Annotated in this window: 27 protein-coding genes; 10 read left to right on the forward strand and 17 right to left on the reverse strand. The window is 58.7% G+C overall.

Translation table 11 applies throughout. The annotated features are described in order from the left end of the window. From HAP41_RS43260 to HAP41_RS43285, 6 genes are all read right to left on the reverse strand, one after another. Entirely contained in the window at positions 1–717 is a 717-nt protein-coding gene (locus tag HAP41_RS43260) for an ABC transporter ATP-binding protein (RefSeq protein ID WP_166075495.1), read from the reverse strand. Then, the gene (locus tag HAP41_RS43265; RefSeq protein WP_166075494.1) at positions 695–1,426 is read right to left on the reverse strand and encodes an ABC transporter ATP-binding protein; all 732 of its coding nucleotides are present in this window, start codon (positions 1,424–1,426) and stop codon (positions 695–697) included. Before HAP41_RS43265 ends, HAP41_RS43260 begins: the two co-directional genes overlap by 23 nt. Beyond that, the gene (locus tag HAP41_RS43270) at positions 1,416–2,384 is read right to left on the reverse strand and encodes a branched-chain amino acid ABC transporter permease (RefSeq protein WP_224580583.1); all 969 of its coding nucleotides are present in this window, start codon (positions 2,382–2,384) and stop codon (positions 1,416–1,418) included. The genes HAP41_RS43265 and HAP41_RS43270 overlap by 11 nt, the downstream gene beginning before the upstream one ends. Before the next feature lie 118 nt (positions 2,385–2,502). Continuing rightward, a complete protein-coding gene (locus HAP41_RS43275; protein WP_166075492.1) occupies positions 2,503–3,726 on the reverse strand; it encodes a substrate-binding protein in 1,224 nt (407 codons plus the stop codon). Between the two features lie 4 nt (positions 3,727–3,730). After that, complete coding sequence (locus HAP41_RS43280; RefSeq protein WP_166105418.1) at positions 3,731–4,579, reverse strand: branched-chain amino acid ABC transporter permease; 849 nt, start codon at positions 4,577–4,579, stop codon at positions 3,731–3,733. 194 nt (positions 4,580–4,773) lie between these two features. Then, complete coding sequence (locus HAP41_RS43285; RefSeq protein WP_166075491.1) at positions 4,774–5,736, reverse strand: LysR family transcriptional regulator; 963 nt, start codon at positions 5,734–5,736, stop codon at positions 4,774–4,776. 89 nt (positions 5,737–5,825) lie between these two features. Between HAP41_RS43285 and HAP41_RS43290 the strand changes: the two genes are divergently transcribed. From HAP41_RS43290 to HAP41_RS43335, 10 genes are all read left to right on the forward strand, one after another. Then, entirely contained in the window at positions 5,826–6,698 is an 873-nt protein-coding gene (locus HAP41_RS43290; protein ID WP_166075490.1) for an MBL fold metallo-hydrolase, read from the forward strand. 10 nt (positions 6,699–6,708) lie between these two features. Beyond that, positions 6,709–7,080 carry a RidA family protein gene (locus tag HAP41_RS43295; protein ID WP_166075489.1) on the forward strand — a complete coding sequence of 124 codons (372 nt, stop codon included), beginning with the start codon at positions 6,709–6,711 and terminating at the stop codon, positions 7,078–7,080. Further along, complete coding sequence (locus HAP41_RS43300; protein WP_166075488.1) at positions 7,073–8,026, forward strand: alpha/beta hydrolase; 954 nt, start codon at positions 7,073–7,075, stop codon at positions 8,024–8,026. The genes HAP41_RS43295 and HAP41_RS43300 overlap by 8 nt, the downstream gene beginning before the upstream one ends. Positions 8,027–8,419: 393 nt before the next feature. Continuing rightward, entirely contained in the window at positions 8,420–8,875 is a 456-nt protein-coding gene (locus tag HAP41_RS43305; RefSeq protein ID WP_166075487.1) for a MarR family winged helix-turn-helix transcriptional regulator, read from the forward strand. A 325-nt stretch (positions 8,876–9,200) separates the two neighbouring features. Then, complete coding sequence (locus HAP41_RS43310; RefSeq protein WP_166075486.1) at positions 9,201–10,178, forward strand: SphA family protein; 978 nt, start codon at positions 9,201–9,203, stop codon at positions 10,176–10,178. Positions 10,179–10,374: 196 nt separating this feature from the next. Continuing rightward, the gene (locus HAP41_RS43315; protein ID WP_166075485.1) at positions 10,375–11,289 is read left to right on the forward strand and encodes an NAD(P)-dependent oxidoreductase; all 915 of its coding nucleotides are present in this window, start codon (positions 10,375–10,377) and stop codon (positions 11,287–11,289) included. After that, entirely contained in the window at positions 11,289–12,989 is a 1,701-nt protein-coding gene (locus HAP41_RS43320) for a dihydroxy-acid dehydratase (protein WP_166075484.1), read from the forward strand. Before HAP41_RS43315 ends, HAP41_RS43320 begins: the two co-directional genes overlap by 1 nt. Positions 12,990–13,363: 374 nt before the next feature. After that, the gene (locus tag HAP41_RS43325; RefSeq protein WP_166075483.1) at positions 13,364–14,092 is read left to right on the forward strand and encodes a LuxR family transcriptional regulator; all 729 of its coding nucleotides are present in this window, start codon (positions 13,364–13,366) and stop codon (positions 14,090–14,092) included. A gap of 86 nt (positions 14,093–14,178) precedes the next feature. Continuing rightward, a complete protein-coding gene (locus HAP41_RS43330) occupies positions 14,179–14,811 on the forward strand; it encodes an acyl-homoserine-lactone synthase (RefSeq protein WP_166075482.1) in 633 nt (210 codons plus the stop codon). A 103-nt stretch (positions 14,812–14,914) separates the two neighbouring features. Beyond that, on the forward strand, positions 14,915–15,853 hold the full coding sequence (locus HAP41_RS43335; RefSeq protein WP_166105416.1) for a LysR family transcriptional regulator: 939 nt from the start codon (positions 14,915–14,917) through the stop codon (positions 15,851–15,853). On the opposite strand, the gene HAP41_RS43340 is transcribed toward HAP41_RS43335, so the two are convergent. The 11 genes from HAP41_RS43340 to trbB form a co-directional block, all read right to left on the reverse strand. Next, on the reverse strand, positions 15,826–16,068 hold the full coding sequence (locus tag HAP41_RS43340; protein ID WP_166075481.1) for a DUF2274 domain-containing protein: 243 nt from the start codon (positions 16,066–16,068) through the stop codon (positions 15,826–15,828). The two genes, HAP41_RS43335 and HAP41_RS43340, sit on opposite strands and share 28 nt — an antisense overlap. 1 nt (position 16,069) lies before the next feature. Further along, complete coding sequence (locus HAP41_RS43345; protein ID WP_166075480.1) at positions 16,070–17,281, reverse strand: TraB/TrbI/VirB10 family type IV secretion system protein; 1,212 nt, start codon at positions 17,279–17,281, stop codon at positions 16,070–16,072. Then, complete coding sequence (gene trbG, locus HAP41_RS43350; RefSeq protein ID WP_166075479.1) at positions 17,278–18,312, reverse strand: P-type conjugative transfer protein TrbG; 1,035 nt, start codon at positions 18,310–18,312, stop codon at positions 17,278–17,280. The genes HAP41_RS43345 and trbG overlap by 4 nt, the downstream gene beginning before the upstream one ends. Continuing rightward, positions 18,309–18,992: a conjugal transfer protein TrbF gene (trbF, locus tag HAP41_RS43355; RefSeq protein ID WP_166075478.1), complete on the reverse strand. Its 684-nt coding sequence runs from the start codon at positions 18,990–18,992 to the stop codon at positions 18,309–18,311. Before trbF ends, trbG begins: the two co-directional genes overlap by 4 nt. Positions 18,993–19,093: 101 nt before the next feature. Beyond that, complete coding sequence (trbL, locus tag HAP41_RS43360) at positions 19,094–20,317, reverse strand: P-type conjugative transfer protein TrbL (RefSeq protein ID WP_166075477.1); 1,224 nt, start codon at positions 20,315–20,317, stop codon at positions 19,094–19,096. Continuing rightward, positions 20,314–20,685, reverse strand: coding sequence for a putative entry exclusion protein TrbK-alt (trbK-alt, locus tag HAP41_RS43365; protein WP_166075476.1), 372 nt, complete (start codon positions 20,683–20,685; stop codon positions 20,314–20,316). Before trbK-alt ends, trbL begins: the two co-directional genes overlap by 4 nt. After that, positions 20,685–21,416, reverse strand: coding sequence for a P-type conjugative transfer protein TrbJ (trbJ, locus tag HAP41_RS43370; RefSeq protein WP_166075475.1), 732 nt, complete (start codon positions 21,414–21,416; stop codon positions 20,685–20,687). Before trbJ ends, trbK-alt begins: the two co-directional genes overlap by 1 nt. Continuing rightward, entirely contained in the window at positions 21,413–23,854 is a 2,442-nt protein-coding gene (gene trbE, locus HAP41_RS43375) for a conjugal transfer protein TrbE (protein ID WP_166075474.1), read from the reverse strand. Before trbE ends, trbJ begins: the two co-directional genes overlap by 4 nt. A 10-nt stretch (positions 23,855–23,864) precedes the next feature. Beyond that, on the reverse strand, positions 23,865–24,128 hold the full coding sequence (locus tag HAP41_RS43380) for a VirB3 family type IV secretion system protein (protein WP_166075473.1): 264 nt from the start codon (positions 24,126–24,128) through the stop codon (positions 23,865–23,867). After that, positions 24,128–24,454, reverse strand: coding sequence for a TrbC/VirB2 family type IV secretion system protein (locus HAP41_RS43385; RefSeq protein WP_166075472.1), 327 nt, complete (start codon positions 24,452–24,454; stop codon positions 24,128–24,130). Before HAP41_RS43385 ends, HAP41_RS43380 begins: the two co-directional genes overlap by 1 nt. A gap of 1 nt (position 24,455) precedes the next feature. Next, positions 24,456–25,370, reverse strand: a complete 915-nt coding sequence (gene trbB, locus HAP41_RS43390) for a P-type conjugative transfer ATPase TrbB (protein WP_175617985.1) — start codon at positions 25,368–25,370, stop codon at positions 24,456–24,458. Positions 25,371–25,395 lie beyond the last annotated feature (25 nt).

Genomic DNA, 25,395 nt, shown 5'->3' on the forward strand with positions numbered 1-25,395 from the left:
TCACGGAGCAAGTAGCCGCAAAAATTGAGGATGTGATTGTATCTCGGCCGGCTTGCCCGATAACGCGAAATGCCCTCGGTCCATGACCGCGACGTGCTGCGCAACGCGCAAAGCCAAACCCAGGTTCTGTTCTACGATTAGGATAGCCATGCGTGTTGCAAGTTCAGCCAAGCGCTCGGCGATTTCCTCGACTACGCCAATCCAGACGCCTTCCGTCGGCTCATCCAGCATTAGCAACTTCGGTCGACCGAGCAGAGCGCGGCAAATGCCGAGCATCTTTCGTTCTCCTCCTGACAGAGTGCCCGCGGCTTGACCAAGTCGAGCACGAAGCTTTGGAAAGAGTTCCAGCACCGACTCGACCTCGTCGACGGTGCCGCTGTTCAATGCTCCTGCAAGGAGATTCTCTTGCACAGAGAGGCGCAAGAAGACAGGCGCATCCTGAGGCACATAGCCGAGGCCCAGCTTGGCGCGCTCCGCGCTATCGAGAGATGTGAAATCCTGCCCGGAGAAATGGATGCGCCCGGCGGTGAGGCTAATCTCTCCCATTAGCGTCTGCAAAAGGGTTGTCTTGCCGGCGCCGTTCCGGCCCAGGATCCCAACGATCTGGCCAGGCGCCACTGCAAATGACAAGTCAAACAGAACACGGCTGCGACCATATCCGGCGCAAATGCCCTCGGCCGAAAGGAGAGGCGCCTCATATCCGCCTGAGATACACATCCTGCACCTTCGTATTCGACTGAATTTCAGCAACCGTTCCATTGGCCAGAACGCTGCCCTGGTCCAACACCGTCATGTGATCGACAAGTCCGCGAATGAAATCGAGGTCGTGCTCGACAATGATGATTGAGCACTTCCCATGCAACTGACGCAGAAATTCGCCAGTCAGCTTTCGTTCTTCAATGCTCAGGCCGGCAGTCGGTTCATCCAGCAAGAGAAGGCGCGGGTTAAGGGCCATGGCCATGGCAATTTCAAGCCATTGCTGCTCACCGTTCGAAAGAACGCCTGCGAGATCGTCGGCCCGCTCAGCAAGTGCAAAGTGCGACAGTACGCGAGCGATGTGGTCTCGATGTGTCCTGCAACTGCGCGAAAAGACCAGCGAGACGAGGCTTTCACGCGACTGGCTGGCAATCAGCATGTTGTCGTAAACTGAAAGCTCCGGGAAGATGGAGGTTAATTGGAATTTGATACTGATCCCTGCCCTGGCACGATGCTGGGGAGAAGCCGTAGTGATATCGCGTCCACCCAACAGAACCCGCCCTGTGCTCGGGGGCTGCACGCCCGCGATGCATTTGAGGAAAGTGCTCTTTCCCGAGCCATTCGGTCCGATCAAGCCGTGGAATTCACCTTCGGCTAGGGCGAGATCAGCACGGCTCAATGCCTTTAGCTGACCGTAGGATTTGGAGAGATTTGATATTTCAAGCAGCACCGACTCGCTCCTGCAACGTGCGCAAGCGCCCAACGGCGGACCGCGCGACCCGCTCCTTGTCGGAGACCAGCAAGCTGATTAGGCCAGATGGGCGAACGAGCACAACTGCCAGCAACAGCAGACCGAGCAACATCGGCCAGATGCCTGCATACCGATCCGCTAGTAGGTAGCTCGCGAGTTCTATGGTAAACATACCGAGCACAGCGCCGATCAGGCTGCCTGTGCCACCCAACAGCACGCCGATGACCACCTTGGTAGAAAGTGCAACACCGATAATAACCGGCCCTACGAAACCCTCATGGAAAGCATAAAGGCTCCCACCAAGTCCGGCGATACCTCCCGCAAGGGTAAAGACAATCATGCGCATGGCCTGGACCGGTGCACCGAGAAACGCGGCACGACGTTCATTCTGCCTAGCCGCGGCAAGCGCTAGTCCGAATTGCGATCGCGTTAGCCAGCGACATGAGAGATAGACCACTAACAGCAGGCCAAGCGCGCAGTAGTAAAAGACCGGACCTTCGGTGATATCGGTGCCTGAGACCGTCAGGTAAGGTAGTCCCGAAATTCCGTTCTGGCCGCCGAGATAGTACCAACCCCGCGCAACACGTTCTGCAATATAGGCGCCGGACATGGTCCCAATGGCGACAACAATCAGTGCCGGTGGATGCCGCGCGATGAGAATAAGGGCACCGATGACTGCCGCAAAGAGGGAGCCGAGCAGAATTGCCAGGGGCAGAATAATGAAGGCCGACGTGACACCAACATCTCTTGCCATCAAGGCTGAGGCATAGCCGGCCGCGCCAAAGTAGAGGGCTTGGCCAAAGCTCATGATACCGCCGTATCCCCAAGCCAAATCAAAACTCAACGCCAGCAAACAAAGCAATACGACTCGAGTCACGAAGACCGCGAAATAGTCGGGCGTCACGGCTGGCAAGTACAGCAAGATCAGAAGTATCAAGATCTCAACCGATGGCAGCCTGCCTATTCGGCGTACTCCGCCAACGGAAGTTATCGTTCTTATCATACGCGTAGTCTCCTGTTCGGGAGCGAAGTTTGGATCCCTGCTCCTCGCTGCGTCACGTGCACTGCCGCGGGGCGACTAGCCCATCGCTTCTCTGCCGGATTTTGTATGAACCATTTTCGGCCGAGGCGATGTACATCCGCATTTCGCAATGCCGGGATCCGGGCACCATTCCGGCTGGCCCCCCAGGTGCTTTGTCGATAGACGCATTGTCGATGGCCTCTGCCACGGCCTCTCGATCCGTTTTGCCAACCTTCTGAACGGCCTTGGCCCAGAGCATCAGACCGCGATAGGTGCCGGTCGCCGCGCTGCCTGCAGACAAAAGGGCGCCACCCGGAAATGCGTTGTCGTAGGCCTTCTGTATTTCGCCGCTAACGGAGTCTTCGTCGGCCACGGCACGAAAGTAATCGAGGCAGTTCGCCAGGCCTTCGATTTCCTCAGGCCGGTTCATGCCGAGCATGTTTTCGTCATAGTAGGCGCAGCTCAAGCGGCCGCCATTGGCATTGAAGCCGGCCTGGTGCAATTGCTTGAAGAAAGCGCCGACCCCGGGAGGGCTAATTGTATTGAATACCACGTTTACTTTTTCTGACAGAATGCGCGAAACGGTCGCCCCAAACTCAGTCTGGTCTGGGGTGTGATACTCCTCGAATACGACCTCGCCGCCATGTTCCTGAATTTTGACGCGAGCGTATTCGTTGATCTTCCGGGGCCAGAGGAAATTGGCTCCAGGGAGCGCGAAGCGCTTTCCGCCATTGGCAATTAGCCAAGGGATCAAGGTATCGCACTGTTGCGCTGGTGTCGGGCCGGTGCAGTAAACGTACGGAGTACATTCGCCGCCTTCGTACAGTTGCGGATAGATGTAGAGGCCTTTGCCTCGCCCGGCGATGACGTCTCTCATCGAAACGCGCGTCGAACTCAGGATGCCCCCCAGCACCACGTGCACTTTGTGCTGCATGACGAGTTTACGCGCGGCTACTACAGCCGTCGCCTCATCGGAGGCTGTGTCTTCAACATAGAGTTCGACCGGACGGCCAAGCAGGCCGCCCGCGTCATTAATTTGTTTAACCAAGAGCCGAGCGACGTTTGCGTCAGCCGTCCCTGCGAATCCGAGCACTCCGGTCAAATCCGTCGCAACACCGACTCGGACCGCTTCGCCTTGGGCGGCGTCCGCCGGTCTCACTGACCAGGTCCCAACACCAGTTCCTAGTGCGCTTACGGTTGCTGTCGCAACCGTCAAGAAACTCCGGCGTGAGATGTTGGAAGCGTCCTTCCTTGGCATGGCGTTACCTTTCTTTACTAAAAACGCCTTGCGGTTGCAGGCGTATGAGGGCGATCGCAAAAAAAACGAGCAATATTTCCGAAAAGGTGGGGGATACGATCCAAGGCAAACCCGCGTTAAGAAAGCCAATGATCGCTGCGCCCGCGAGCGGCCCAGAGATCAAATCGGCACCGCCAAGCAGAACAGCGAGAAAGCTCTGGATCATCAGTCGCAAACCAATGTCCGCTGCCAGCGAGTAAACCGGCACGATGAGCGCCCCGGCAAAGCCTGCCAGCGCGGCGCCCACTGCAAAGGTGGCCGTAAAGATCCGCTGGGTCGACATGCCAGATGCCCGGGCCAGCCTGGGGTTTTCGAATGCCGCTCTTGCCCGCAACCCGATGCGAGTGCGTGTCAGAACCAAAATCGCAGCTATGACCGTCGAGGCCGCCGCAGCGATGATCACCAATCGCCAATAGGGGAGTTGCAGTCCGCCGACCGCGAGACTTCCCAACAAGGGTTCGGGGACGGTGTGGTAGTTTCCACCAATATACCAGCGGATCAGCTCACGGATGATTTGACCGATTGCGTACGTCGCAAGCATTGCCGCGACTGGCGCTCGATAAAATCGACGGATCACGGTGATTTCCAGGAAAGCTCCGAGTCCCCCCACAATCAGCGGCGCCAACAAAAGACCTATCCAGGGGGAGAGACCTGCTTGTGCCACGCTCCACTGCACAAACGCGCCCAACAGAATCAACTCGCCATGCGCCAAGTTGAAGATGCCTGTCATGTTGACGACAATGACCAAGCCTACAACGACGAGGACGACTATCGACGCATAGCTGATTAGCTCGAAGAGAAACGCGCTCAACAGCATTGTTACGCCCACGCGCTGTTCAACAGCGAGTGAATGGCAATGCAAGCATTGATCAGGATTGGCTCTCTGCGCATTTTGCTAGTTCCTTGGGCGAGCTTCTAATCGAGCCCTGATCCAATGAAAAAAGCAGTGCGAAGCCTACAGCGTCAAATCGATGCTGCTCATAGCTTTCATCGACATGAATAATGGAGCTATTCGGCCGCCATCGTGGAAACGGAATCCCGCAGACCGCGCTGCACAACTTGGCATCCGCGAATCTGCCCGCGCAGCCAGACGCTTCCCGGCTCGCGATCGGCGCGCCCAGGCCAGACCATCGAGATCGAAGTAGCGCTGAACGGGAGTGGTACCGCACTGGTTCTGAGGCCGAAGATAGGCGCATACAAACCAGCGATGCGACTGGGTAGCGTCGTCAGAAGTGGTGCCTCGCGCGCCATCATCAAGGTGGCCAGGAAATTCGGACCAGAAGCAACGATGTTAATAGTGGCGTCGATCTCCTCCAGCGCGGGCCGAAGGCATCCCCAAAGCTCACCATTGAGCGAAACGACGGCTTGCGGCGTTTCAATGTAGCAATGCTTGGAAATCGGCACCTCGAAGCCAAGTAGCTGCGGGTTAAAACAGCAGCTCAGCGTTTCCTTGAAAAGCGGCTCGCTATGTTGCCAGGAAGCGGGTGAGTTGTAGCATCCTATGATCAGGTCAAGTTCTCCGGCATCCAGCAGATCAGCGGCCCCGAGTGGCTCGATCGTACGCGCAGCAAGCGACACCGACGGTGCAGACCGGCGAAGCCCACTTATTAGCTCCGGCAACAGCAACACCTCGAGGCCATCTGTCAGACCGATGCGAAATACCCGCTCGTCAATTGACGGGTCAAACGTTTTGCTGGTTCGGAGGACATGCTGCGCCTGAGCAAGCAATTCGCGAATCGGCTCGTAGAGCTCAAGGGCCCGATCCGTTGGCTCCATCGAGTTTTTCACTCGCACGAGCAGTTCGTCGTCCAAGATTACTCGCAGCGTCGAAAGTGAGTGGCTCATAGCCGGCTGCTGGATGCGTAGCCGCTTTGCCGCGAGCGTCACGCTGCGCTCCTGCATCAGCGCATCGAAGGCGACGAGAAGGTTGAGATCGAAGGAGCGGAGATTGAAGTGGTCAATGGCAGCCATCGATAGCCTCGATTTGAGATTCAAGCCCAATTCATATTATCGATGGGTCGACAGAAACGCTAGTTGTCAGCGAAGAAAAGGCTTAGGGCATGAGTGAAAAGACTTACCGGGTCGGCCAATGGCAAATTACCCGCATTCCAGAAATTGACCTCTATTTTGATCCCGCAGGATTGATCCCCGAATGGGATGAGAGCGTGCTTGGCGAAGAAGCCGCGCCAATAATTGAGCCAACCCGTGAGAACGGCGGAAGCCGACTGAAGGCGCCGGTGCATAGCTGGCTGGTTCGAAGCGAAAGTTGCCGGTTTTTGGTTGATACAGGAGTAGGCAACGGTCGCCAGCGCACATTTGCACCATTTGCAAATCTTCAGACCGACTACTTCGATCGGCTTCGTGCAGAGGGCTTGAATCCCAACGAGTTGGATTTTGTGCTCTGTACCCACATGCACACCGATCACGTCGGCTGGAACACTCGCGCCGACGGGGGCAAATGGGTGCCTACATTCCCGAACGCTCGCTACGTCTGGGGTCGTGTGGATGGCGCGGTTGCAAGGCACCCTCGCTTCCATCAAGGCCCAACCGCCGGCGTCTTCGAGGATAGCGTAGAACCGATTATCGAAGCGGGACTATTCGACGAGATCGAACCCGGACCTTTTGCGCCAATTGACGGCGTGACTTTCCATTCAACGCCCGGACACAGCCCGGGCCATCTTGCCATTTCCTTGCAAAGCCGCGGCGAAGAGGCATTCTTCGGCGGCGACGTCCTTCACCATCAAGTTCAGGTCCTCCGACCCGAGTGGAATTCGGCGTTCTGCGAGGACGCCGAGCCGGCGCGCGCTTCACGGCTCTGGGCGCTGGGCCATGCCGCCGACAGCAATGCGCTCTATTTCGGAGTGCATCTTGGCGGTTCGTCTGTCGGGCGCGTGAAACGCATGGGCGATCGATTCACCTGGATTCACGAATAGGGACTAATTCATGACCGTGCATCTTTCTCCTTACGCCCGAAACAACGAAGTGGTGTTCACGTCCGGCCAGGGCGGCTTCAACGAGCAGGGATTGATCCAAGGCGATATTGCCGAGCAGACTGTGCGCACCTTGCGCTGCATCGAAAAGTTGCTTGCGGAGTCCGACCTCACATTGGCGGACGTCGGCAAGACGACGGTCTGGTTGGCCCGGGCCGAGGATTTTGCTGCATTTAACTCTGCTTACGCTGACGTTTTCGGGAATCACAAGCCAGCTCGCACAACTGTCGTGTCGGGACTAGTGGTAGCCGGCGGGCTTGTCGAGATCGAAGCTATCGCGTGGAAACACGCTGTAGCAGACGCGGGGACGAGTAAACATGGATAAGCTTAAGTCGGCACTCGACCCTGCGATAAAGCGGATTGTCGATCCGTTGATCGCCTCGCCTGTCCCAGGGCCACACATGGGAGGCGTCGAGGACGCGCGCCGTTCGTTCCGAGTGAGCCGCCGCGCGCTAGCACCAGCACTGCCAGAAGTCGCGAGTGTTCACGACGTGCCCGCAGCCGACGATCGGCCCGCAATGCGCGTATATCGGCCCTGGGGTATTGCAGGTACCGACGTTCTACCGGCCTTTTTGTTTTTCCACGGAGGCGGATGGGTCACGGGAGATCTCGATACGCACGACAAGGCTTGCCGTTCCATTGCAAATGCCGCTCGCTGTGCGGTGATAGCTGTCGACTACGCGCTTGCACCCGAGCGGCCGTTCCCCGCAGCGCCTGATGACGCGCATGCAGCATACAAATATGTGAGCGCGGCATTCGCCGAGCTTATGATTGATCCAGCGAGACTCGCTATTGGAGGCGATAGCGCAGGAGCTAACATTGCAGCCGTTCTCGCTCTGAAGCTACGCAATGTCGGAGCACCGCCCCCACGGCGGCAGATCCTGATCTACCCTTTGACGGATTTTTCCGCAAAGACGGCCTCGAAGGCTGAGTTTGAACATGGACCAACTCTGAACCGAGCCGCGCTAGATTGGTTCGCACGACAGTACCTTCCCGACTCGGCCATGGCGACGGATTGGCGCGCTTCACCCCTGCTTGCCAGCGACCACCGCCATTTGCCGGCCGCACTAATCATCACCTGTGGTCATGACCCGCTCCGCGACGAAGGCATCGCCTACGCTGATCGACTAGAATCTGCAGGAGTCAGGGTGCGTCGACGTCATTTTCCAGGCCAAATCCATGGCTTCTTGCTCATGGGCGGTGTCGTACCTGAAACAACTATCTTGATCGGCGAAGTTGCATCAGAACTGCAGCACGCATTCGCAGGGTAGATTAAGGGCCACATCGAGGCGCACTCAACATCGGGTTTGATAATGCCGTTCCGCAACATCCGATCGAAAGCGTTACCTCCGAGGCGCTCCTAAGCAGGGCCCTCAACTTGGGCCCGGCACTTGGTGTCGGGCTTCTTTTTTACAGAGGATGAGCAGCGCTCGCAACGCTGCTCGGCTGTCGCTCGAACAATGTGTTGCTGGTGCTTCTTCGAGACGCCAGAGCCGCGAATTATCAAATGAGGTGGCGCAATAGCTATGATCGAGCTCGTCAGTGGTAGAGCCGACTAATTGTAAGGTGGTCACATGACTGAAAACTCATCGCTGGCACTCCATCACGGTCGGCAACAAGTCGCCGACCGTTGCGTTTCCTTCCTTGGGTCTGAGAGTGCCTTCATGGTCAACGAACTTCACTGGGACTTCCAATTTGGATATCTCATCCACGATGTTTCGCGTCTGCGCCGGATCGTCTTTGACAGATTCCTTGCACCATTAAAGATAACGCGATCGCAATGGAGGGTTCTTGAGCTCATTGCACGCGAGAGCGGCGTACCCCAGACTCAAATCGCTAACGAATTGGATATGGGAAAAGTTGCGATTGGATCTCTTGTCGACCGCCTCGAGGGCACGGGCTTCGTCGTTCGAAAGTCCGATCCAAGCGATCGGCGTGTCAATCGCGTGTGTCTGACCCAACAGGCACAGGAATTGTTGGGCAATATGCGCAAGGAGATCGACGATTTTGACGCCAGGATAATGAGGGAGGTGAAAGAATGCGAGCTTCAAGCCACCTCGCGCACTCTTCTTTCTATAAAGCGTGCCCTGTTAGACTTGTACAACGGAACAAATGGATAGGAACCTCTCGCAGAGACAATTGCCGATAGCTAGCCCGCTCTAAAGCCACGGAGAGCCAACAGCTATTTCGTTTGCATCCATCCGATAAGGCGATCGACCGGCACACTATCGCTGTTGAGCATTGCGGATGCGCGTGCAAGAGGAGCGCTCAGGCTCGATTGATGCGCTAGCGAACTATCATTCAAGCTAACTGTGATGCATGCCTCGACGCAACGAACCGCGACAAACTCGAGCGAGCTTTCGTTTCAGAGTTGTCCCCTCGGAAACGTGACGCAATAGATCTTACGTGCAGATCTAATTGCAAACTTTCTAGGGGGAAATGAGAATGAGATTCACGAAGACACTGATCGCGGTGATGGGATGTTCGATATGCGTTAGCGCCACCGAGGCATTCGAATTTTCCGCTCAACAGCAAAAGAGTGGAGTATTCTTGGGCGCGAGCGCTGGTGTCCCGCCAGAGGGAATCTACATGATCAACCAGTTCTTCACCTACCAAGCAAACATCGTGGGACCGGTAACAAACACAATTGGAAGCAAGACTGGTGTGCAGGCTGCGGTCGATGTGCAAGCCTTTCTGTTCGTGCCTGGCTGGACGTTTCTCGGAGCTACATATGATGCTGTGATTGGAGTGCCATTCGCCATGCAGAGCGCGGGCAATCCGATCAACGCCCAGGCCTCCGGCATGCACAATACTTATATTGTCCCAGCGGAGTTGAGTTGGAAGTTGGCGGACAGTGGTGTCAGTGTGAAAACTGGCCTCGGGATCTTCGTGCCAGACGGCACCGTTACGGGACTTGGCGGAACGGGAAATGTTGGCGCGCCGTATTGGACCTTCCAGCCGGAAGTCATCGTCTCCTATCTGAAAGACGGCTGGAACCTGTCCGCCGCATTGTACGAAGAAATCAATACGGCAAACAGCATTACGGGGTACAGGACCGGCAACATTCTGCACGCAGACTTCACTGCCACAAAGACAATCGGCAAATGGACGGTTGGGCCAGTGGCCTATTACGTTGGCCAGGTCACCAGCGACAGATCCAGCGCGTTCTACAATAACCTTATTCAGAATGCGAACAGATACGATGTGTGGTCGATCGGCGCGTTGGTAGGTTACGACTTTGGACCCGCGGCGTTCACTGTGTGGGCAACACAAGAAGTATCTGCCCGTGCATCAGGTGCAATGGCGGGACAGACTGATCTATCGAATGCCACAAAGGGGTTCACTGCGTTCGCAACGCTTAGCTACAAGATATGGAGCCCCGATGAAGCGCCCACGTCCGGGCGACCGTTGGCACACAAATAACCCCTTACACGACTGATACCCGATGCGAACTTTTGTCAGCCACGAGGTTTCCTGCTAGCTCGAGCGCGCGAAGGCGGAGAGTCAAAGCACTCTCCGCCTTAAGTGGCAGCCCATTTAACATCCAATGACTGATCGTCGAGCGGACATTTCATAGCGATTAGTTCGGTTCGAACATGAAGAGACAATTGGAGGAGACATGAATATCGGTTTTGTAGGTCTGGGCCAGATGGGCCGTCCTATCGCCCTGAACTTGCTGAAATCCGGCGGAGCTCTCACCGTTACCGGCCGGACGCCAAAATCGTTCGCTGAATTCGAGGAAAGAGGTGTTCGCGCAACGACCGACCCGAGCGTTCTCTCGCAGTCCGATGTTATCTTCCTCTGCTTGCCCGATGATAATGCTGTCGAAGCGCTGCTCGTCGGAAAGGACGGACTTTCCGCAAATTTGGGCGAGGGCCAGATCGTCGTCGACCTGAGTACAATCACCTATAAAACGACCATCGCTATCAATGAACTGCTGAAGTCGCGCGGCGTCCTCTTCCTCGACGCGCCGATCTCGGGCATGAAAGCGCGCGCGATCGACGGTACCTTGACGATCATGTGCGGTGGTGAGCGCTCTACCTTCGAGCGCGTCAAGTCGCTGCTAGACTGCATTGGAAACAAGAACCTTTACATGGGCGCTTCCGGAAGCGGTCAACTCACCAAACTCATCAATCAGCTTCTTTTCGACATCAATGCGGCGGCCATCGCCGAGATCTTGCCAATGTCCGCCAAGATGGGCCTTGATCCCGACCTGGTCGGCGAAGTGGTCAATAGTGGCACGGGCCGCAGCTATGCATCGGAGTTCTTCATTCCTCGCGTACTCAAGGGGTCCTTCAGCGATGGCTATCTCATGAGGAAAGCTTACAAGGATCTGGTCAGTGGAGCGGAGCTAGGCGCGCGTCACTGCATTCCAATGCCGGTGCTTGCGGCCGCGACCGCAACCTATCAGATGGCGCTCTTGAGAGGTCATGGAGGGAAGGACAAGGGTGGCATGATCTCTATCTTTGAAGAATTGCTTGGCGTCACCTATCGCAGCCTCGCGCCTTCGCTAGAGACCTCGGGAGTGGCATGATGTCCGACAATGATCATGGCCTCGACAAGGGCCTGACAAACTACGGGGACTTCGATTTTGCGCGTTTCCTGCGTAGGTCATTCGCGCGCTCAATGGGCATCTCTCGCGAGATGCTCGATAAGCCGATCATCGGCATTGCCATGACGCCATCGGGCTTCAACAACTGTCATCGCTATATGCCAGATCTTGTCGAAGCCGTCTCCCGCGGCGTGCTCGCCGCTGGAGCTTTGCCGCGACCGTTCCCGACTGTGTCGCTGGGCGAGGTTTTCCTCAACCCGACCAGCATGATGTACCGAAATCTCATGGCAATGGACACCGAGGAAATGATTGGAGCGCAGCCGATGGATGCGGTCGTGCTCATCGGCGGCTGCGACAAGACCGTGCCCGCTCAATTGATGGGTGCGGCTTCCGCCAATCTTCCGGCCATTCAACTCGTCACGGGACCGATGTCGACCGGCCGGCACAAGGGACAGCGCCTCGGCGCCTGCACCGATTGCCGCGGTTTCTGGGCCCAGTACCGAGCCGGGACTGTCAACTCCGACGAGATCAAGACCGTGGAAGGCCGTCTCTCGGTAACCGCCGGTACCTGCGCGGTTATGGGGACGGCTTCAACGATGGCTTGCATCGCCGAGACGCTCGGCATGTCGTTACCGGGCACCGCGTCGATTCCTGCCGTACACGCCGACCGCCTAGTGGCGGCCGAGGAAACAGGGAAGGCCGCTGTCCGACTGATCGATAGAAGACTTTCGCCACGCGACGTCATCACCCACAAATCGGTCGAGAACGCGTTGCGTGTTCTGCTCGCGGTCGGGGGCTCCACCAATGCCGTTGTGCATCTAGCCGCGATCGCCGGCCGGGTAGGGATCAAGATCCCGTACTCGCGCTTCAACGAGTTGTCGGACCAGACGCCGGTGCTAGTTGACCTGAAACCGGTGGGGGACGGTTACATGGAGGATTTCCATGCAGCCGGCGGCATGGCGGCGCTATTGCGCGAGTTGCGCCCGCTTCTGCATCTGGACACCATCGATATTGAGGGGCGTCGTCTCGGCGATCGTCTTCTGGAGCCCATGGATTGGGTAGATCGTTCCATCATCCGTCCGTTCGATGATCCGATTTCGAAAGTCGGAGGACTGGTGGCGTTGACTGGCAATCTGGCGCCGGACGGAGCCATCTTCAAGCGCGCGGCGGCAACGCCGGCATTATTCGAGTCGGAAGGCCGCGCAGTCGTCTTTACTGGACTCGAAGATCTCAGCAAGAGAATCGATGATCCGGACCTCGACGTAAAGCCAGACGACATCCTTATTCTGCAGAACGCCGGCCCGCATGCGGCAGGTATGCCCGAGGCAGGGTACCTACCCATTCCGAGGAAACTCGCTCGGGCCGGTGTAAAGGACATGTTGCGCATTTCAGACGCGCGTATGTCGGGCACTGCCTTCGGTTCGATCGTGCTGCACGTCGCGCCGGAAGCCGCCATCGGAGGACCGCTTGCTGCCGTCCGTAGCGGCGACCGCATCCGCCTGTCCATCGCCAACAAAACGATCGATCTTCTAGTCGAAGACGCCGAAGTTAAACGCCGCCTGGCTGATCATCGTCCTCCGCCGACGCCAGCGCGCGGCTACAAATCACTTTATCGCCGAACGGTGCTCCAGGCTCCGGACGGCTGTGACTTCGATTTTCTCACCCAAGGCGAAACACGATGACTTGGACATTTGCCTTGCGACCGTAGTCCGGCGACCGCGGAACTGCGCCGCGAACGGCTTGTCTGGCCAAGCCTATCTCGACGTTTACTGATGTTGCGCAAGTGCAGTGCATTGTGCCGCGAAGACGCAGATAGGTGGATCTACAGTTGTCTTCATAGTTCATATGCTGCTCCACCCGCCCAACTAATATACGTCTAGCTGGCCAACCGCTAGAGCCGGAGTGTCGCTTTTGCGCCTGCATCTGGCGATCGCATTTGGACACAGGCGCGCAGCGATTTTCGTAGCTTAACCCCCGCGATTGCGGCGAACGCCTCAGGGTCTCTTCACAGATACCAAAAGAATCCCAGCTGCTGTCGTTCGGCACATCTTATCCTATGCATCGCGTCTTTCAGACCTTTATCGATCGCTTATCGCGCGCCGAAGACGTCGCCCAGTTTTCGGAAGCGATGATCACTATGGCAGCCGCGCTCGATCTGTCTTGCTTCGCGTATCTCGCGTTACCATCTCAGCAGCACAAGAAGCCACTGTTGATCTCGACCTATCCCCCCAATTGGGTCGCACATTACGTTCGCAATCACTATCAGCGATTCGATCCCGTGATTATGAAGTCTCTTCAGAATCCGGAGCCATTCCAATGGGGGACTTCATTATCATGGATACATCTTTCAAAAGCTCAGCAGAAGCTATTTGATGAAGCTTCTCAGTTCGGAATTGGACACGGTTTCACAGTTCCGATTCACGATGGTCACGGCCCTATTGCCGCTCTGACCTTTGCTCGCGAGCGGCGAGACGTTGCGTTTGAACACTACGTCACATCAAACACTCGACTGCTGCAGCTGATGGCCATGTATTTTCATGCGCATGTTCGCCGTAAGCTCACACACGGAACCAAAATCGACGGAGTGAGCTTGTCGGCTCGCGAATTCGAATGTCTAGAATGGGCTGCGCGGGGCAAAAGTGCTTGGGAAATCGGACGCATCCTGGGCATCTCGCGGCACACTGTCGCCTCCTATCTGGACAATGCGAAAGAGAAGCTCGGCGTGCGCACGATCGTGCAAGCAGCTTCGCGCTTTGCGGCTGCAAAACGAGAAGAGCACAATTAAGGCAGGACGCCCCCCGCAAGTACGGGTGATGCCTTAAATCGCGAAGCAAGCTTCCATAGGCATGACAATGCTGTTTGGAGGCAATTATGATTCAGCTCATCACAGATCGGTGCTATGGCGAATTTGCAGAAACTCTCGTCGCGATGCATCAACTCCGGTATCGAGTTTTTAAAGAACGGCTAGACTGGGAAGTCTTCACCAGTGGAGATATGGAAGTTGATAGTTTCGACGCGCTCCATCCCGCCTACCTGGTACAGCTAGCAACCGATGGCCGGCTACACGGCTGCGTTAGATTGCTTCCATCCGTCGGGCCTACCATGTTGAGTGACACTTTTCCCGTACTTCTCGCTGGCCAAAGTGCACCAGCAAATTGCTCAATATGGGAAAGCAGTCGATTCGCACTGGACTTAGCGGCAGACGCTCCTAAAGGGAAACACGCTATAGCTTGCGCAACATATGAATTGTTCGCTGGCATGATCGAGTTCGGCCTCTCGCGACGGCTCACAGATATCGTCACAGTAACCGACGCTCGAATGGAACGAATCCTGCGTCGCGCCGGCTGGCCCTTACGGCGTCTGGCCAACCCGTGCGAGCTTGGAAATACATTGGCCGTTGCGGGCTTTCTCGAGATATCCACTGAGATACTCGCTGGGATCCGTAGCGCCGGCGGTTTCACCGGGCCCGTCCTTTGGGAGCCAGTCGTTCTCGCTGTCGCCTGACATAGTCGCGAGACGAACTGTTCTGTTAGCTCTCAAGCGACATTGCTGCTTGCAGCACGACGCAATGCATCCGCTCGCTTCAGAAATTGGGGGAAACAAGAAAATGGACCAGCCATGGATGTCCCGAGGGCAAGCTGTTGACCTGCAACAGCTCCGGTTTGCGATAGCAGCCGCAGACTGTGGGAGTATTCGGCAAGCTGCCGAGTTGCTGTCAATTCGACATTCGACCCTAAGCAGATCTATTCGTCAGCTTGAGCATCTGATCGGCGTTGCCGTATTCGAGCGCTCGGGCGGAGGCGTAAAGCAAACACCCGCAGGGCGACGCGTTCTCTGGATGGCCAGATTGATTCTGGAGCAAGTCGATGTTCTTGTCGCAACCGCAAAATCGAATGGACGAGGGGAAGCCGGGCGACTTTCGATCGGCTTTTGCACGTCTATCTCCGCGGGCAATCTGCGAGCGACACTGACTGAGTACAAGAATCGATTTCCTCGAATAGAACTCGCAACCATCGAGCGATCGCGAGCACGCCTAGCAACTGCACTACGAAACGGTACGGTCGATATTTTGATTGTTATTGGGGAGGTCCCGCTGCCCGACAATACCGTTCGCTCCCTCTGGAGTGAACGCATCCTGGTCTCTCTGGCGGACAGCCATCCTTTAGCCGCGCGCAACGTGATCTATTGGACGGATCTGCGGAACGAGACCGTTCTATTGAGCCAGCACGATCCCGGACGCGAGCTCGAGGATCTCTTGGTGTCAAAGCTTGTTTCTCCTGAAGGTCGCCCCAGAATCGAGCGCCACGACGTCAGCCGAGGTATCATCAAGAGTCTGATCAGCATGAAGCTTGGGATCAGCCTGGTCCTGGAGTCAGATATTGGCGCGAGCTTCGCCGGTTTGGTCTATCGCGAATTGCGCGATGGGACGGGGCCGACACGCGTTGACTTTTCGGCACATTGGCGAGCCGATAACGACAATCCCGCCTTGGATAGTTTTCTTAAACTCTTGGCTGAACGCTACCCTTTGCTGGCCTCAGACGAATGAACCGCCCGCCGAAGCTTCGCAAACCCGCGATCTGTGGCCATGAACCGCGCCAACATTGGCGCGATAAGCTTACCCGGATCGCTGATGGGTTGACCGGATTCGCTTGTAACGGCGTTCGCGTAAGCGATAAGATCTCGATGCACGGAAGCTGGCAATTCAATACTGATCTTGACCGGTCTCTCGTCTGGAAGTGCCCCAATCTTGAGCTTGGTCATGTCACCCTCTGTATGGTTCGAGAACGAGATCACGATTGACGATAACGCGCATCGGAAATCCCGGGCGAACGGTCAGCGTCGGCTGAATATTGAGGCTGCGACGAACAACCTGCTGGCCGGTCTGATTGAGCGAGTCACCTGCCCCGCGCCGCAGTGCCTGGATGATTGCACTGTCATTGCTGTTGATGTCAGAGCCCGCTCCGACTTCAGTGCCAATCGCCAAGAACGTTGATAGAGCGGCAGCCTTAAACAATTCGCTCCAGTGATTGTCGACCTCGTCTTGAAGACCCGCATAGCCCGCTGAGTCCGCGCCTGACTGCCGCTCCAAAACGATTGAGCGGCCGTTCGGCATGATCAGACGGGTCCAAACCAGCAGCACGCGGGACTGGCCGAAGGTGACCTGACTGTCGTATAGGCCGATCAGACGCGCTCCTTGAGGCACGAGCAGAAAGCGGCCGGTCGGCGTGTCAAAAACATTCTCGGTTACCTGCGCGGTAATTTGGCCTGGCAGGTCCGATCGGACCCCAGTGATCAGCGCTCCTGGAATCACCGTTCCAGCCTGCACGATGTAGGGTGAAGCGGGCTTGGTAACACGGTCAGGGCTTACCGTGCGACGATCCACAGAAGCATTAAGGAAAACAAGCTTCCGGTCTTGGCCGTTCTGCCCAGATTCATCGTCGCCGGTGCTCGTTGCGCTCGTCGACACGACGTGCTCGCTTCCAACCGCCGCAGCGGCGGACGGACGCACTTCTCGTCCATTTGTGGAAGCGAACAGATGGCTGATACGGGCTGCTTCGGTCTCCTGCTCGCGGCGCTGCTGGTCCGGATCAGCGCCGATCGCCGGCGACTGCCCTTGAGCGGCAAGGATCGGTCGACCGAGGTCGCCGGGGAGCGACGGACCAAGCTGCGGAATTGGCTGGCGCGGAACGCCGGCATAGTCCTTCGGCAGCGTCGTAATGCCGTCGGCAACATTGTGATGGTCGGTACTATAAAGCTCATCGGCCGCTTGATTGCGGGGACGATTGCTCTGCAGCGACCAAAGCACAGCTCCGCCGATGACAAGCAATGCAACCGCGCTCCCGCCGGCCAGGACCTTCCGCGACAACCGCGTCACGCGCGGATGCTCTGCTCTCAAGCGGAAGCTCTCGGACTGCTCCCCTTGTGTCTCCGGCGGAACTGGTTTGTCGTGATCGTTTCCATTCCGAGTTGTCATGACGACGGCCTCCCGTCGGTCCTGACAATCCTGACCTTCAGCTGGTGCTCACCGCCCAGCCGGAGTTCGGCGGCCGCGAAGAGCCGATCCACGATCAGCACGTTGCCGTAGGCGCGGTAGTTGACGAGTTCGGTCTTGCCGTCCGGGCCAATCACAAAGAGCGGAGGCATCTCACCCTGCACAATGCCCTGCGGGAATTCGACGTAGACCTTGCGGCCATCGTCATACACGGCGAGCGGCCGCCAGGGCGGACTATCTCCTTCGATGGCGTAGCGGGAGATACGCTGCGCCGGACCCGGAAGAACAGGTTTCAGAGCGACCGAACGCGATCGTTCGCGCACTGTTTCAGGATAGTACCAGGCAACAGATGGCATGTATGGCCGCTCGCGGGAGCGGAGCTCGATCAGGTAGGTGCGCCGATCGGTATTGACGACAAGATTGGTTTCGATCGACGCGCGGGTCGGCTTAACCAGGATATGAACGCGTCGCGTGTCACCGCTTCCACTCTCGGTATCGCCCACGACCCAGCGTACGGTATCTCCGGCCGCGATCGGCCCTGATCCCGTCAACTGCTCTCCCTCCTCGAGCGCAATATCCGTGATTTGACCCGGTGCGGCGTAAATCTGATAGAGCGCCCCGGGACTGTATGCATAGATTTGCGCCGCATTGAAATACCCCCGTTTGCGCGGTTCGACCCGGGCGGTGCTATTCGCTGTCTCCACTCGACTCACGGGTTCAGCGTCTTCCTTTCCTCCCGACTTGCCACCGAAAGCCGGCTTCCAGAGCGGCGGAACGTGAAGCGGTCGTGGTTTGTCGTCGAGGGCCACCGGCGGCGCCGGCAACGGAGGAACTTCCGCGTCATAGCTGATCTCGGGTGGTATGTAGGTCGCGCACCCACCAAGGGCCGACGAACAAAGCAGAAGCGCAGATAGAATTGCTCGTCTCGAGCTCACGAACCCGGGCCAAGCCGAATTGAGCCTGCTTTGCTGGAGAGAATGTTTCGAACGAAAGTCAGACGGCGACTTGGTCACTGACTCAACTCCTTTGACCAGTTGATGGCACGGACGTAGACGCCAAGGGGATTTTTGCGCAGGCGTTCGGCATCGCGGGGTGTCTCGATCACGATCGAGAGAATTGCAGTCCAGCGCTCAGTCGAGCTCAGTGAGCCGTTGTCGTAGACGCGCTGGGTCCACGCGACGCGAAAGCTTTCCGAGGACGCGCGAATGACGCTCGAGACGTCGACGGAGATTTGGGCCTTACCCAACTTGGCAAAGGGGTCGTTGTTGCGCGCGTAGTCGTTGAGCGCGCCCGCACCGCGATCCGTCGTGAAATCATAGGCCCGGAGCCAGTTTTGACGCAGAACGATGCCGTCAGCCGGTAGACCCCTGACATCCTCGATAAAGCGTGCCAGATGGTAGGCGATCTGCGCGTCAGTGGGTTGATAGTCGATGTTGGCCGGCGCAACCCTTTGGGCTTGGCCGAGATGATCGACTTCAACCACCCACGGCGTGATCGAGCCTTGGCTCGATTGCCAGACAAGGCTACCTGCGAGACCGGCCGATAGCATTAAGCAACCGAACGCCATCAAGCGCCAGTTCTTGGCCTGCACGCGGGCAGATCCAATGCGTTCGTCCCAAACCTGCGCTGCCTTTTGGTAAGGCGTGATGGGCTCGGGCATGCGCCCGTAATGATCGGAAGGTCGTTTGAACATCTATCATTGCCCCTGAGATCAAGTGATCGGTGTAAAGTCGGGCGGCACCTGGATTGGAGGCGCCGCCCCACGGCGTGCGACGAACGCGCATTGGCGGCGTGTCAGCGCTCTCCTTCGGACAAATCGACGGACGAGCCGCTGCCGCCATGATCGCCTGAGCGGACCGCGTGGCCGGCTGCCGACGCTCCATGTCGAACAATCTCGCCACGCTTCATGCGCCGCGCCCAATCGGGCTGCCCTTCCGAAGTGCTTGCATGCTCGCCCGCTTGCCCACCGCCGCTGAGGGCAGCCCCGGCGCGGCGCAATGGGCTCATGGCAGCCGAACCACCGGCCTCCGCGACGCCGGCCAGGCCGCCGCTTCGATAGGCGGCGGATGCGCCGCTCAAGACGGCGCCGCTCCCACGCGCGGCGCCCCCCAACGCTCCGCCAGCGAGACCAGCACCACCCGCGACAAGACCTGCGCCGGCAGCAACAACCCCGCCAGCGGCAAGGCCTGTTCCAATCGCGGCGCCGGCGCCGAGCTGCGGCCCGCCGGACACCAGGCCGTTTGCGATTCCGGGACCGAAGATGCCGAGGCCCAGCAAGGAGAGCGCCGCAAGCACCAAGGTCATCGCATCTTCAATGGTCGGCTGTGCGCCGCCGAAGCCTGCGGTAAATTGCGAGAACAAGGTCGAGCCGATGCCGACAATGACGGCCAGAACCAAGACTTTGATGCCGGAGGATATAACGTTGCCCAGGACGCGCTCTGCCGCGAAGGCCGTCTTGCCAAACAAGCCAAAGGGGATGAGCACGAAGCCAGCCAGCGTCGTGAGCTTGAACTCGATCAGGGTCACGAAGAGCTGGATCGCCAGAATGAAGAAGGCGAGCAGCACCACGACCCAGGCGAACAGGAGGACGATGATCTGGACGAAATTCTCGAAGAAACTGATGTAGCCCATCAGGTTGGAAATCGAATCGAGCAGCGGCCGACCGGCGTCGAGCCCGACTTGAGCGATCTTTCCCGGTCGCAGGAAATCCGATGCGGAGAGGCTTGCGCCGGAAGCCTTCAGCCCAAGACCGGCAAAGCTTTCGAAGACGATGCGCGCCAGGCTATTCCAGTTGCCGATGAGGTAAGCAAAGACGCCGACGAAGAGCGTCTTCTTGACGAGGCGCGCGATGATGTCCTCGTCCGGCCCCCAACTCCAGAACAACGCGGCGAGTGTGATGTCGATCGCCGCAAGGGTCGTTGCGAGATATCCGACATCGCTACCCAGCAGTCCGAAGCCGTTGTCGATATAGCGCGTGAACGTTTCCAGAAACTGGTCGATGATTCCGGTGCCGGTCATGGCTTGCTCGCCTCAGGCGTCCCCAGGGGCGGATATCCCTGCGGCATCCGACTCTGATCCTTTGGGGCGGGTACCAAGCCTGCGGCGGAATCATCGTGGCCAAGAACGGCTGGACCGTCTTTCTTGCCAAAGAAGCGGCGCCGGTTTTCGTCCCAAATCCGCTTGCAACGTTGATAGCCCGCCGTGTCCTCCGAAGTGACGCTGCGGCAGCGTGCGAGGTCTGAGCTCGTTGCACCTGTCGTCTGCTCTGCCTTGGGCGGCGGCGGCGATTCCTCTCCACCACGAAGCTGAATCGTGCAGGCAACGACGGCGAATACGCCGATTGTCGTAAGCAGCGATAACGCCTTGAACGCTCTTACATCGGTCATCAGTGGAACATCCGCACGTCTTGGGACTGATAGCCCTGTCCGGGGGTCAGGAACCGCCTGAGCTGTTCTCGCCCCTGGTCCTGGGCCGAGGCGCGCTGCGCCGCTTCGAGGCTCTGTGCCCTACCCTGCGCCGCCACGGCAGCCGTGAGGTCGGCGAGCTGTTGCGCTTGAAGCGCGAGGATCTGATTGCCGGCCTGAGTTGCCTGCAAGGCGCCACTGGCACCCTGGCTCGACGTTACGAGCGCCGACGTTTGGATGCGGTTCGTTTCGAGGTTGCCGACGATTCCGGCCTGGACACGGAGTGAATCCTGCAAAGCAGCGACAGAATTCTGCCACCGCGATTGAGCGTTGATGATCAACGCCTGGCTGGACTGGCTCCCGGTGACCGGCGCATAGCTAGTCGAGAATGCGCGATCGATCTGCTGGACGTCGTAGGCGATGCGCTGTGCCTGGGCCAGCAGTTGCTGCGTTCGTTGGATCGATGATTGCAGTTGCTGCAGCGACGAGTACGGCAGGTTTGCCAGATTCTTGGCCTGATTGATCAGCATCTGCGCCTCGTTTTGCAACGAGGTGATCTGGTTGCTGATCTGCTGAAGCTCTCGCGCGGCTGTCAGGACATTCTGGACATAGTTGTTGGGATCAAAGACGATCCACTGCGCCCTAGCTGGCACCGTGACGCCAAGCAGCAGTGCGATGGTGCCAGCGGCCGCCAATAGGCCAAGACGCCTCATCGCGATTTCTCCAGATTGACGAGATTGGGGACTAGGTCGATGGCCCAGGCGACGCCACGCTGCTGGAGCCAGGCCGGCACGAAGCCGTCAGGTCCATGTTCGGCGAGGAGGTGTGCGATGGCAGCCTGGTCAGTCTTGGAAGAGGCTGCAGTGAATGCGAGCGCAACCTCACCTAGGCCAAGTTCGAACATCCGGTTGCCCCGGCGGGATTGGCAGTAATAGTCGCGCTTTGGCGTTGCCCGGCTCAGAAGCTCGATCTGGCGGTCGTTGAGGCCGAAGCGACGATAGATCGCAGTGATCTGCGGCTCGATCGCCCGCTCGTTCGGCAACAACAGGCGCGTTGGGCAGCTTTCGATGATCGCCGGCGCGATCGCGGACCCGTCGATGTCCGAAAGCGACTGGGTGGCGAAGATGACGGACGCGTTCTTCTTCCGAAGCGTCTTCAGCCATTCCCGGAGTTGCCCTGCAAAATCCTCGTCATCGAGGGCAAGCCAGCCCTCGTCGACAATCAGGAGTGTCGGCCGGCCATCGAGACGATCACCAATACGATGGAAGAGGTACGCCAACACAGCCGGCGCAGCACTCGTCCCGATCAAGCCTTCGGTCTCAAACGCCTGGACCGATGCCTCGCCGAGACGCTCGAATTCAGCATCAAGCAGGCGTCCGGACGGACCGCCCAGGCAGTAGGGTTGCAAGGCACGTTTCAGGGAGTTCGATTGCAGCAGGACAGACAGGCCCGTCAGGGTCCGTTCCTGCATTGGCGCCGAGGCGAGCGACGTCAGCGCCGACCACAGGTGATCCTTGACCTCCGGGGTGATCTCGATCTTCTCCCGTGCCAGGATCGTGCCGATCCATTCCGTGGCCCATCCGCGCTCGGAAGGATCGTCGATCCAGGCCAGCGGCTGCAACGCAACGGGTTGGTCGCCTCCGTCAGACATTGCGCCACCGAGATCATGCCAGTCACCGCCCATGGCGAGTGAGGCCGCTCGGATCGAACCGCCAAAGTCGAACGCAAAGACCTGAGCATTCGGGTAGCGACGGAACTGCAGCGCCATCAGCGCCAGCAACACGGACTTGCCAGCTCCCGTCGGTCCCACCACGAGGGTATGGCCGACGTCGCCGACGTGGAGCGAGAATCGGAACGGCGTCGATCCCTCGGTCTTCCCGAACAGGAGGGGTGGACCCTTGAAGTGCAGGTCCCTCGCCTCGCCAGCCCATACGGCCGACATCGGAATCATATGGGCGAGGTTGAGAGTCGACACCGGCGGCTGTCGCACGTTGGCGTAGACGTGTCCGGGCAGACTGCCGAGCCAGGCTTCAACGGCGTTCACCGTCTCGATCATGCACGTGAAATCGCGGCCCTGAATGACCTTCTCGACCAGGCGGAGCTTTTCGTCGGCTGCGCCGGGATCGCCGTCCCACACAGTGACGGTCGCCGTGACAAAGGCTTGTCCGATCTGGTCCGACCCCAGTTCCTGCAGCGCCGCGTCGGCGTCCAACGCCTTGTTGTGGGCATCGGTATCGAGCAGCGTCGACGCCTCGTTGGTCATCACCTCCTTGAGAATGGCCCCGATCGACTTTCGCTTGGCGAACCACTGCCGGCGGATCTTGGTCAGAAGCTTGGTGGCATCGGTTTTGTCGAGCATGATCGCCCGGGTCGACCAGCGGTACGAGAATGCCAGGCGATTCAGGTCGTCCAGAATTCCCGGCGTCGTAGCGCCAGGAAAGCCGACAATCGTCAGAACCCGGACGTTGGATGACCCCAACATCGGCTCAAGCCCGCCGGTCAGCGGCTGGTCGGCCAACAGCGCATCGATGTACATGGGAATTTCCGGCACTCGGACGCGATGACGCTTGGTCGAGATCGTCGAGTGCAGGTAGGTCAGCGTGTCCTGATCATCGAGCCAGGCACATTCGGGCATGAACCCTTCGACGAGCTGCAGCACGCGATTGGTTTGATCGATAAACCCGCGGAGCACCTCGCGCGCGTCGGCCCCAACGGTGCGATCGCGCCCCTCATAGAGCAGTCGCTCTGCCCTCGCGGCCCCCTCCTCCGGCGGCAGATAGAGGAAGGTCAGGAAAAAGCTGGACTCATAGTGGGCGCCCGCCTCTTCGAACTGAGCTTTGCGCTCGGCGTCAACCAGCGCTGACGCGACATCCGGAAAGATGTTCGGCGGGTAAGCACCCGCAAAATGACGCTGCGCCTCAACGAATACGGCCCAACCTGATCCCAGCCTACGCAAGGCGTTGTTCAAACGGCCGGCGACGCCGACAAGTTCAGCCGGCACCGCGCTGTCGAGGTCGGGGCCGCGGAATTTGGCCGTCCGTTGAAACGAACCGTCCTTGTTCAGGATGATACCCTCGTCGACCAGGGCCGCCCAAGGCAGGAAGTCGGCGAGACGCGCGTTGGAATGACGATATTCGGCAAGATTCATCATGACCGTGAGCTTAGGTGTTGAGATGGCCGGGAATGCGCAGATGTCGGCGCACCACGTCGACGAAGATAGGGTCGCGTTTGGCGGCCCAGACGGCGGCCATGTGACCGATGAACCAGAGCACGAGACCCGCGATCCACAGCCGCAGTCCAAGTCCAAGGGCTGCTGCAAGCGTGCCGTTAACGATCGCGACTGACCGCGGCGCGCCGCCCATCAAGATTGGCTCAGTGAGCGCTCGATGAACGGGAACGACAAAGCCTGTGACCTGCTCATTCATCAGATCACCACGCCGCCGCCGAACGAAAAGAACGACAGAAAGAAGCTCGACGCCGCAAACGCGATCGACAGACCGAACACGATCTGGATCAGCCTCCGGAACCCACCGGACGAATCCCCGAACGCAAGCGTCAACCCCGTGACAACGATGATGATAACGGCGATGATCTTGGCGACCGGCCCTTCCACCGACTGCAAGATTTGATTGAGTGGCTGTTCCCATGGCATGTTCGAGCCAGCCGCCCATGCCGGCGCCGAGACCAAAAGAACCGTGCCGGATGCGGCGAGTAGAGCGGCATCTCGAAGAAGGCGAAATTGCTGACGCATGTCAGTCTCCTGCTGATGAAAGGCTGTAATCGCCAGCGGCCCCGAGCCCTGAGACCGCTGCGAGCTCGGCGAGGCGGCGGTCGGCGCCGCGGCCCGCAAGAACGGCGATGAGGTTGATGGTCTCGGCAATCAGCGCACGTGGAACCGTGATGACGGCTTCCTGGATGAGTTGCTCGAGCCGCCGCAGCGCGCCGAGCGCGGTGCCCCCATGAATCGTCCCGATGCCGCCGGGGTGACCGGTGCCCCAGGCCTTGAGCAGATCGAGCGCCTCCGCGCCGCGGACCTCGCCAACCGGAATGCGATCAGGGCGCAGTCGCAGCGAGGAGCGGACAAGATCCGACAGCGTGGCCACACCGTCTTTGGTCCGCAAAGCTACAAGATTGGGCGCCTTGCACTGGAGTTCACGTGTATCCTCGATCAGCACGACCCGATCAGAGGTCTTGGCCACCTCGGCCAAGAGCGCATTCGTCAATGTTGTCTTGCCGGTCGATGTCCCACCGGCGACGAGGATGTTCTTGCGTGCGGCGACTGCGTTCTTCAGGATCTCGGCCTGTTCCGAGGTCATGATCCCCTTGGCAACGTAATCGTCGAGCGTGAACACGGCGACTGCGGGCTTGCGAATAGCGAAAGCGGGAGCTGCAACGACCGGCGGCAACAGTCCCTCGAAGCGCTCGCCGGTCCCGGGCAGCTCGGCCGAGACACGTGGCGCGCCGGCGTGCACCTCGGCGCCTACGTGGTGCGCCACCAAGCGAACGATGCGCTCGCCGTCCGCCGCGGACAGAGTTTCGCCTGTGTCGATCAGACCATTCGACAACCGGTCGATCCACAGCCTCCCATCCGGGTTGAGCATCACCTCGACGATCGCTTCATCTTCGAGGTAGCCGGCAATCGCGGCACCAAGCGCGCTGCGCAGCATTCGCGCGCCACGCGAATTTGCCTCT

This window comes from Bradyrhizobium barranii subsp. apii (genome assembly GCF_011516635.5).
GTDB lineage: Bacteria > Pseudomonadota > Alphaproteobacteria > Rhizobiales > Xanthobacteraceae > Bradyrhizobium > Bradyrhizobium barranii.

What these genes read in the sequence shown, in the direction of transcription:
- HAP41_RS43260 (WP_166075495.1), bottom strand. Translation starts at nt 717, where the DNA reads ATGTGTATCTCAGGCGGATATGAGGCGCCTCTCCTTTCGGCCGAGGGC.
- HAP41_RS43275 (WP_166075492.1), bottom strand. Translation starts at nt 3,726, where the DNA reads ATGCCAAGGAAGGACGCTTCCAACATCTCACGCCGGAGTTTCTTGACG.
- HAP41_RS43285 (WP_166075491.1), bottom strand. Translation starts at nt 5,736, where the DNA reads ATGGCTGCCATTGACCACTTCAATCTCCGCTCCTTCGATCTCAACCTT.
- HAP41_RS43290 (WP_166075490.1), top strand. Translation starts at nt 5,826, where the DNA reads ATGAGTGAAAAGACTTACCGGGTCGGCCAATGGCAAATTACCCGCATT.
- HAP41_RS43295 (WP_166075489.1), top strand. Translation starts at nt 6,709, where the DNA reads ATGACCGTGCATCTTTCTCCTTACGCCCGAAACAACGAAGTGGTGTTC.
- HAP41_RS43300 (WP_166075488.1), top strand. Translation starts at nt 7,073, where the DNA reads ATGGATAAGCTTAAGTCGGCACTCGACCCTGCGATAAAGCGGATTGTC.
- HAP41_RS43305 (WP_166075487.1), top strand. Translation starts at nt 8,420, where the DNA reads ATGGTCAACGAACTTCACTGGGACTTCCAATTTGGATATCTCATCCAC.
- HAP41_RS43310 (WP_166075486.1), top strand. Translation starts at nt 9,201, where the DNA reads ATGAGATTCACGAAGACACTGATCGCGGTGATGGGATGTTCGATATGC.
- HAP41_RS43315 (WP_166075485.1), top strand. Translation starts at nt 10,375, where the DNA reads ATGAATATCGGTTTTGTAGGTCTGGGCCAGATGGGCCGTCCTATCGCC.
- HAP41_RS43320 (WP_166075484.1), top strand. Translation starts at nt 11,289, where the DNA reads ATGTCCGACAATGATCATGGCCTCGACAAGGGCCTGACAAACTACGGG.
- HAP41_RS43325 (WP_166075483.1), top strand. Translation starts at nt 13,364, where the DNA reads ATGCATCGCGTCTTTCAGACCTTTATCGATCGCTTATCGCGCGCCGAA.
- HAP41_RS43330 (WP_166075482.1), top strand. Translation starts at nt 14,179, where the DNA reads ATGATTCAGCTCATCACAGATCGGTGCTATGGCGAATTTGCAGAAACT.
- HAP41_RS43335 (WP_166105416.1), top strand. Translation starts at nt 14,915, where the DNA reads ATGGACCAGCCATGGATGTCCCGAGGGCAAGCTGTTGACCTGCAACAG.
- HAP41_RS43340 (WP_166075481.1), bottom strand. Translation starts at nt 16,068, where the DNA reads ATGACCAAGCTCAAGATTGGGGCACTTCCAGACGAGAGACCGGTCAAG.
- HAP41_RS43345 (WP_166075480.1), bottom strand. Translation starts at nt 17,281, where the DNA reads ATGACAACTCGGAATGGAAACGATCACGACAAACCAGTTCCGCCGGAG.
- trbF (WP_166075478.1), bottom strand. Translation starts at nt 18,992, where the DNA reads ATGTTCAAACGACCTTCCGATCATTACGGGCGCATGCCCGAGCCCATC.
- trbL (WP_166075477.1), bottom strand. Translation starts at nt 20,317, where the DNA reads ATGACCGGCACCGGAATCATCGACCAGTTTCTGGAAACGTTCACGCGC.
- trbK-alt (WP_166075476.1), bottom strand. Translation starts at nt 20,685, where the DNA reads ATGACCGATGTAAGAGCGTTCAAGGCGTTATCGCTGCTTACGACAATC.
- trbJ (WP_166075475.1), bottom strand. Translation starts at nt 21,416, where the DNA reads ATGAGGCGTCTTGGCCTATTGGCGGCCGCTGGCACCATCGCACTGCTG.
- trbE (WP_166075474.1), bottom strand. Translation starts at nt 23,854, where the DNA reads ATGATGAATCTTGCCGAATATCGTCATTCCAACGCGCGTCTCGCCGAC.
- HAP41_RS43380 (WP_166075473.1), bottom strand. Translation starts at nt 24,128, where the DNA reads ATGAATGAGCAGGTCACAGGCTTTGTCGTTCCCGTTCATCGAGCGCTC.
- HAP41_RS43385 (WP_166075472.1), bottom strand. Translation starts at nt 24,454, where the DNA reads ATGCGTCAGCAATTTCGCCTTCTTCGAGATGCCGCTCTACTCGCCGCA.
- trbB (WP_175617985.1), bottom strand. Translation starts at nt 25,370, where the DNA reads ATGCTGCGCAGCGCGCTTGGTGCCGCGATTGCCGGCTACCTCGAAGAT.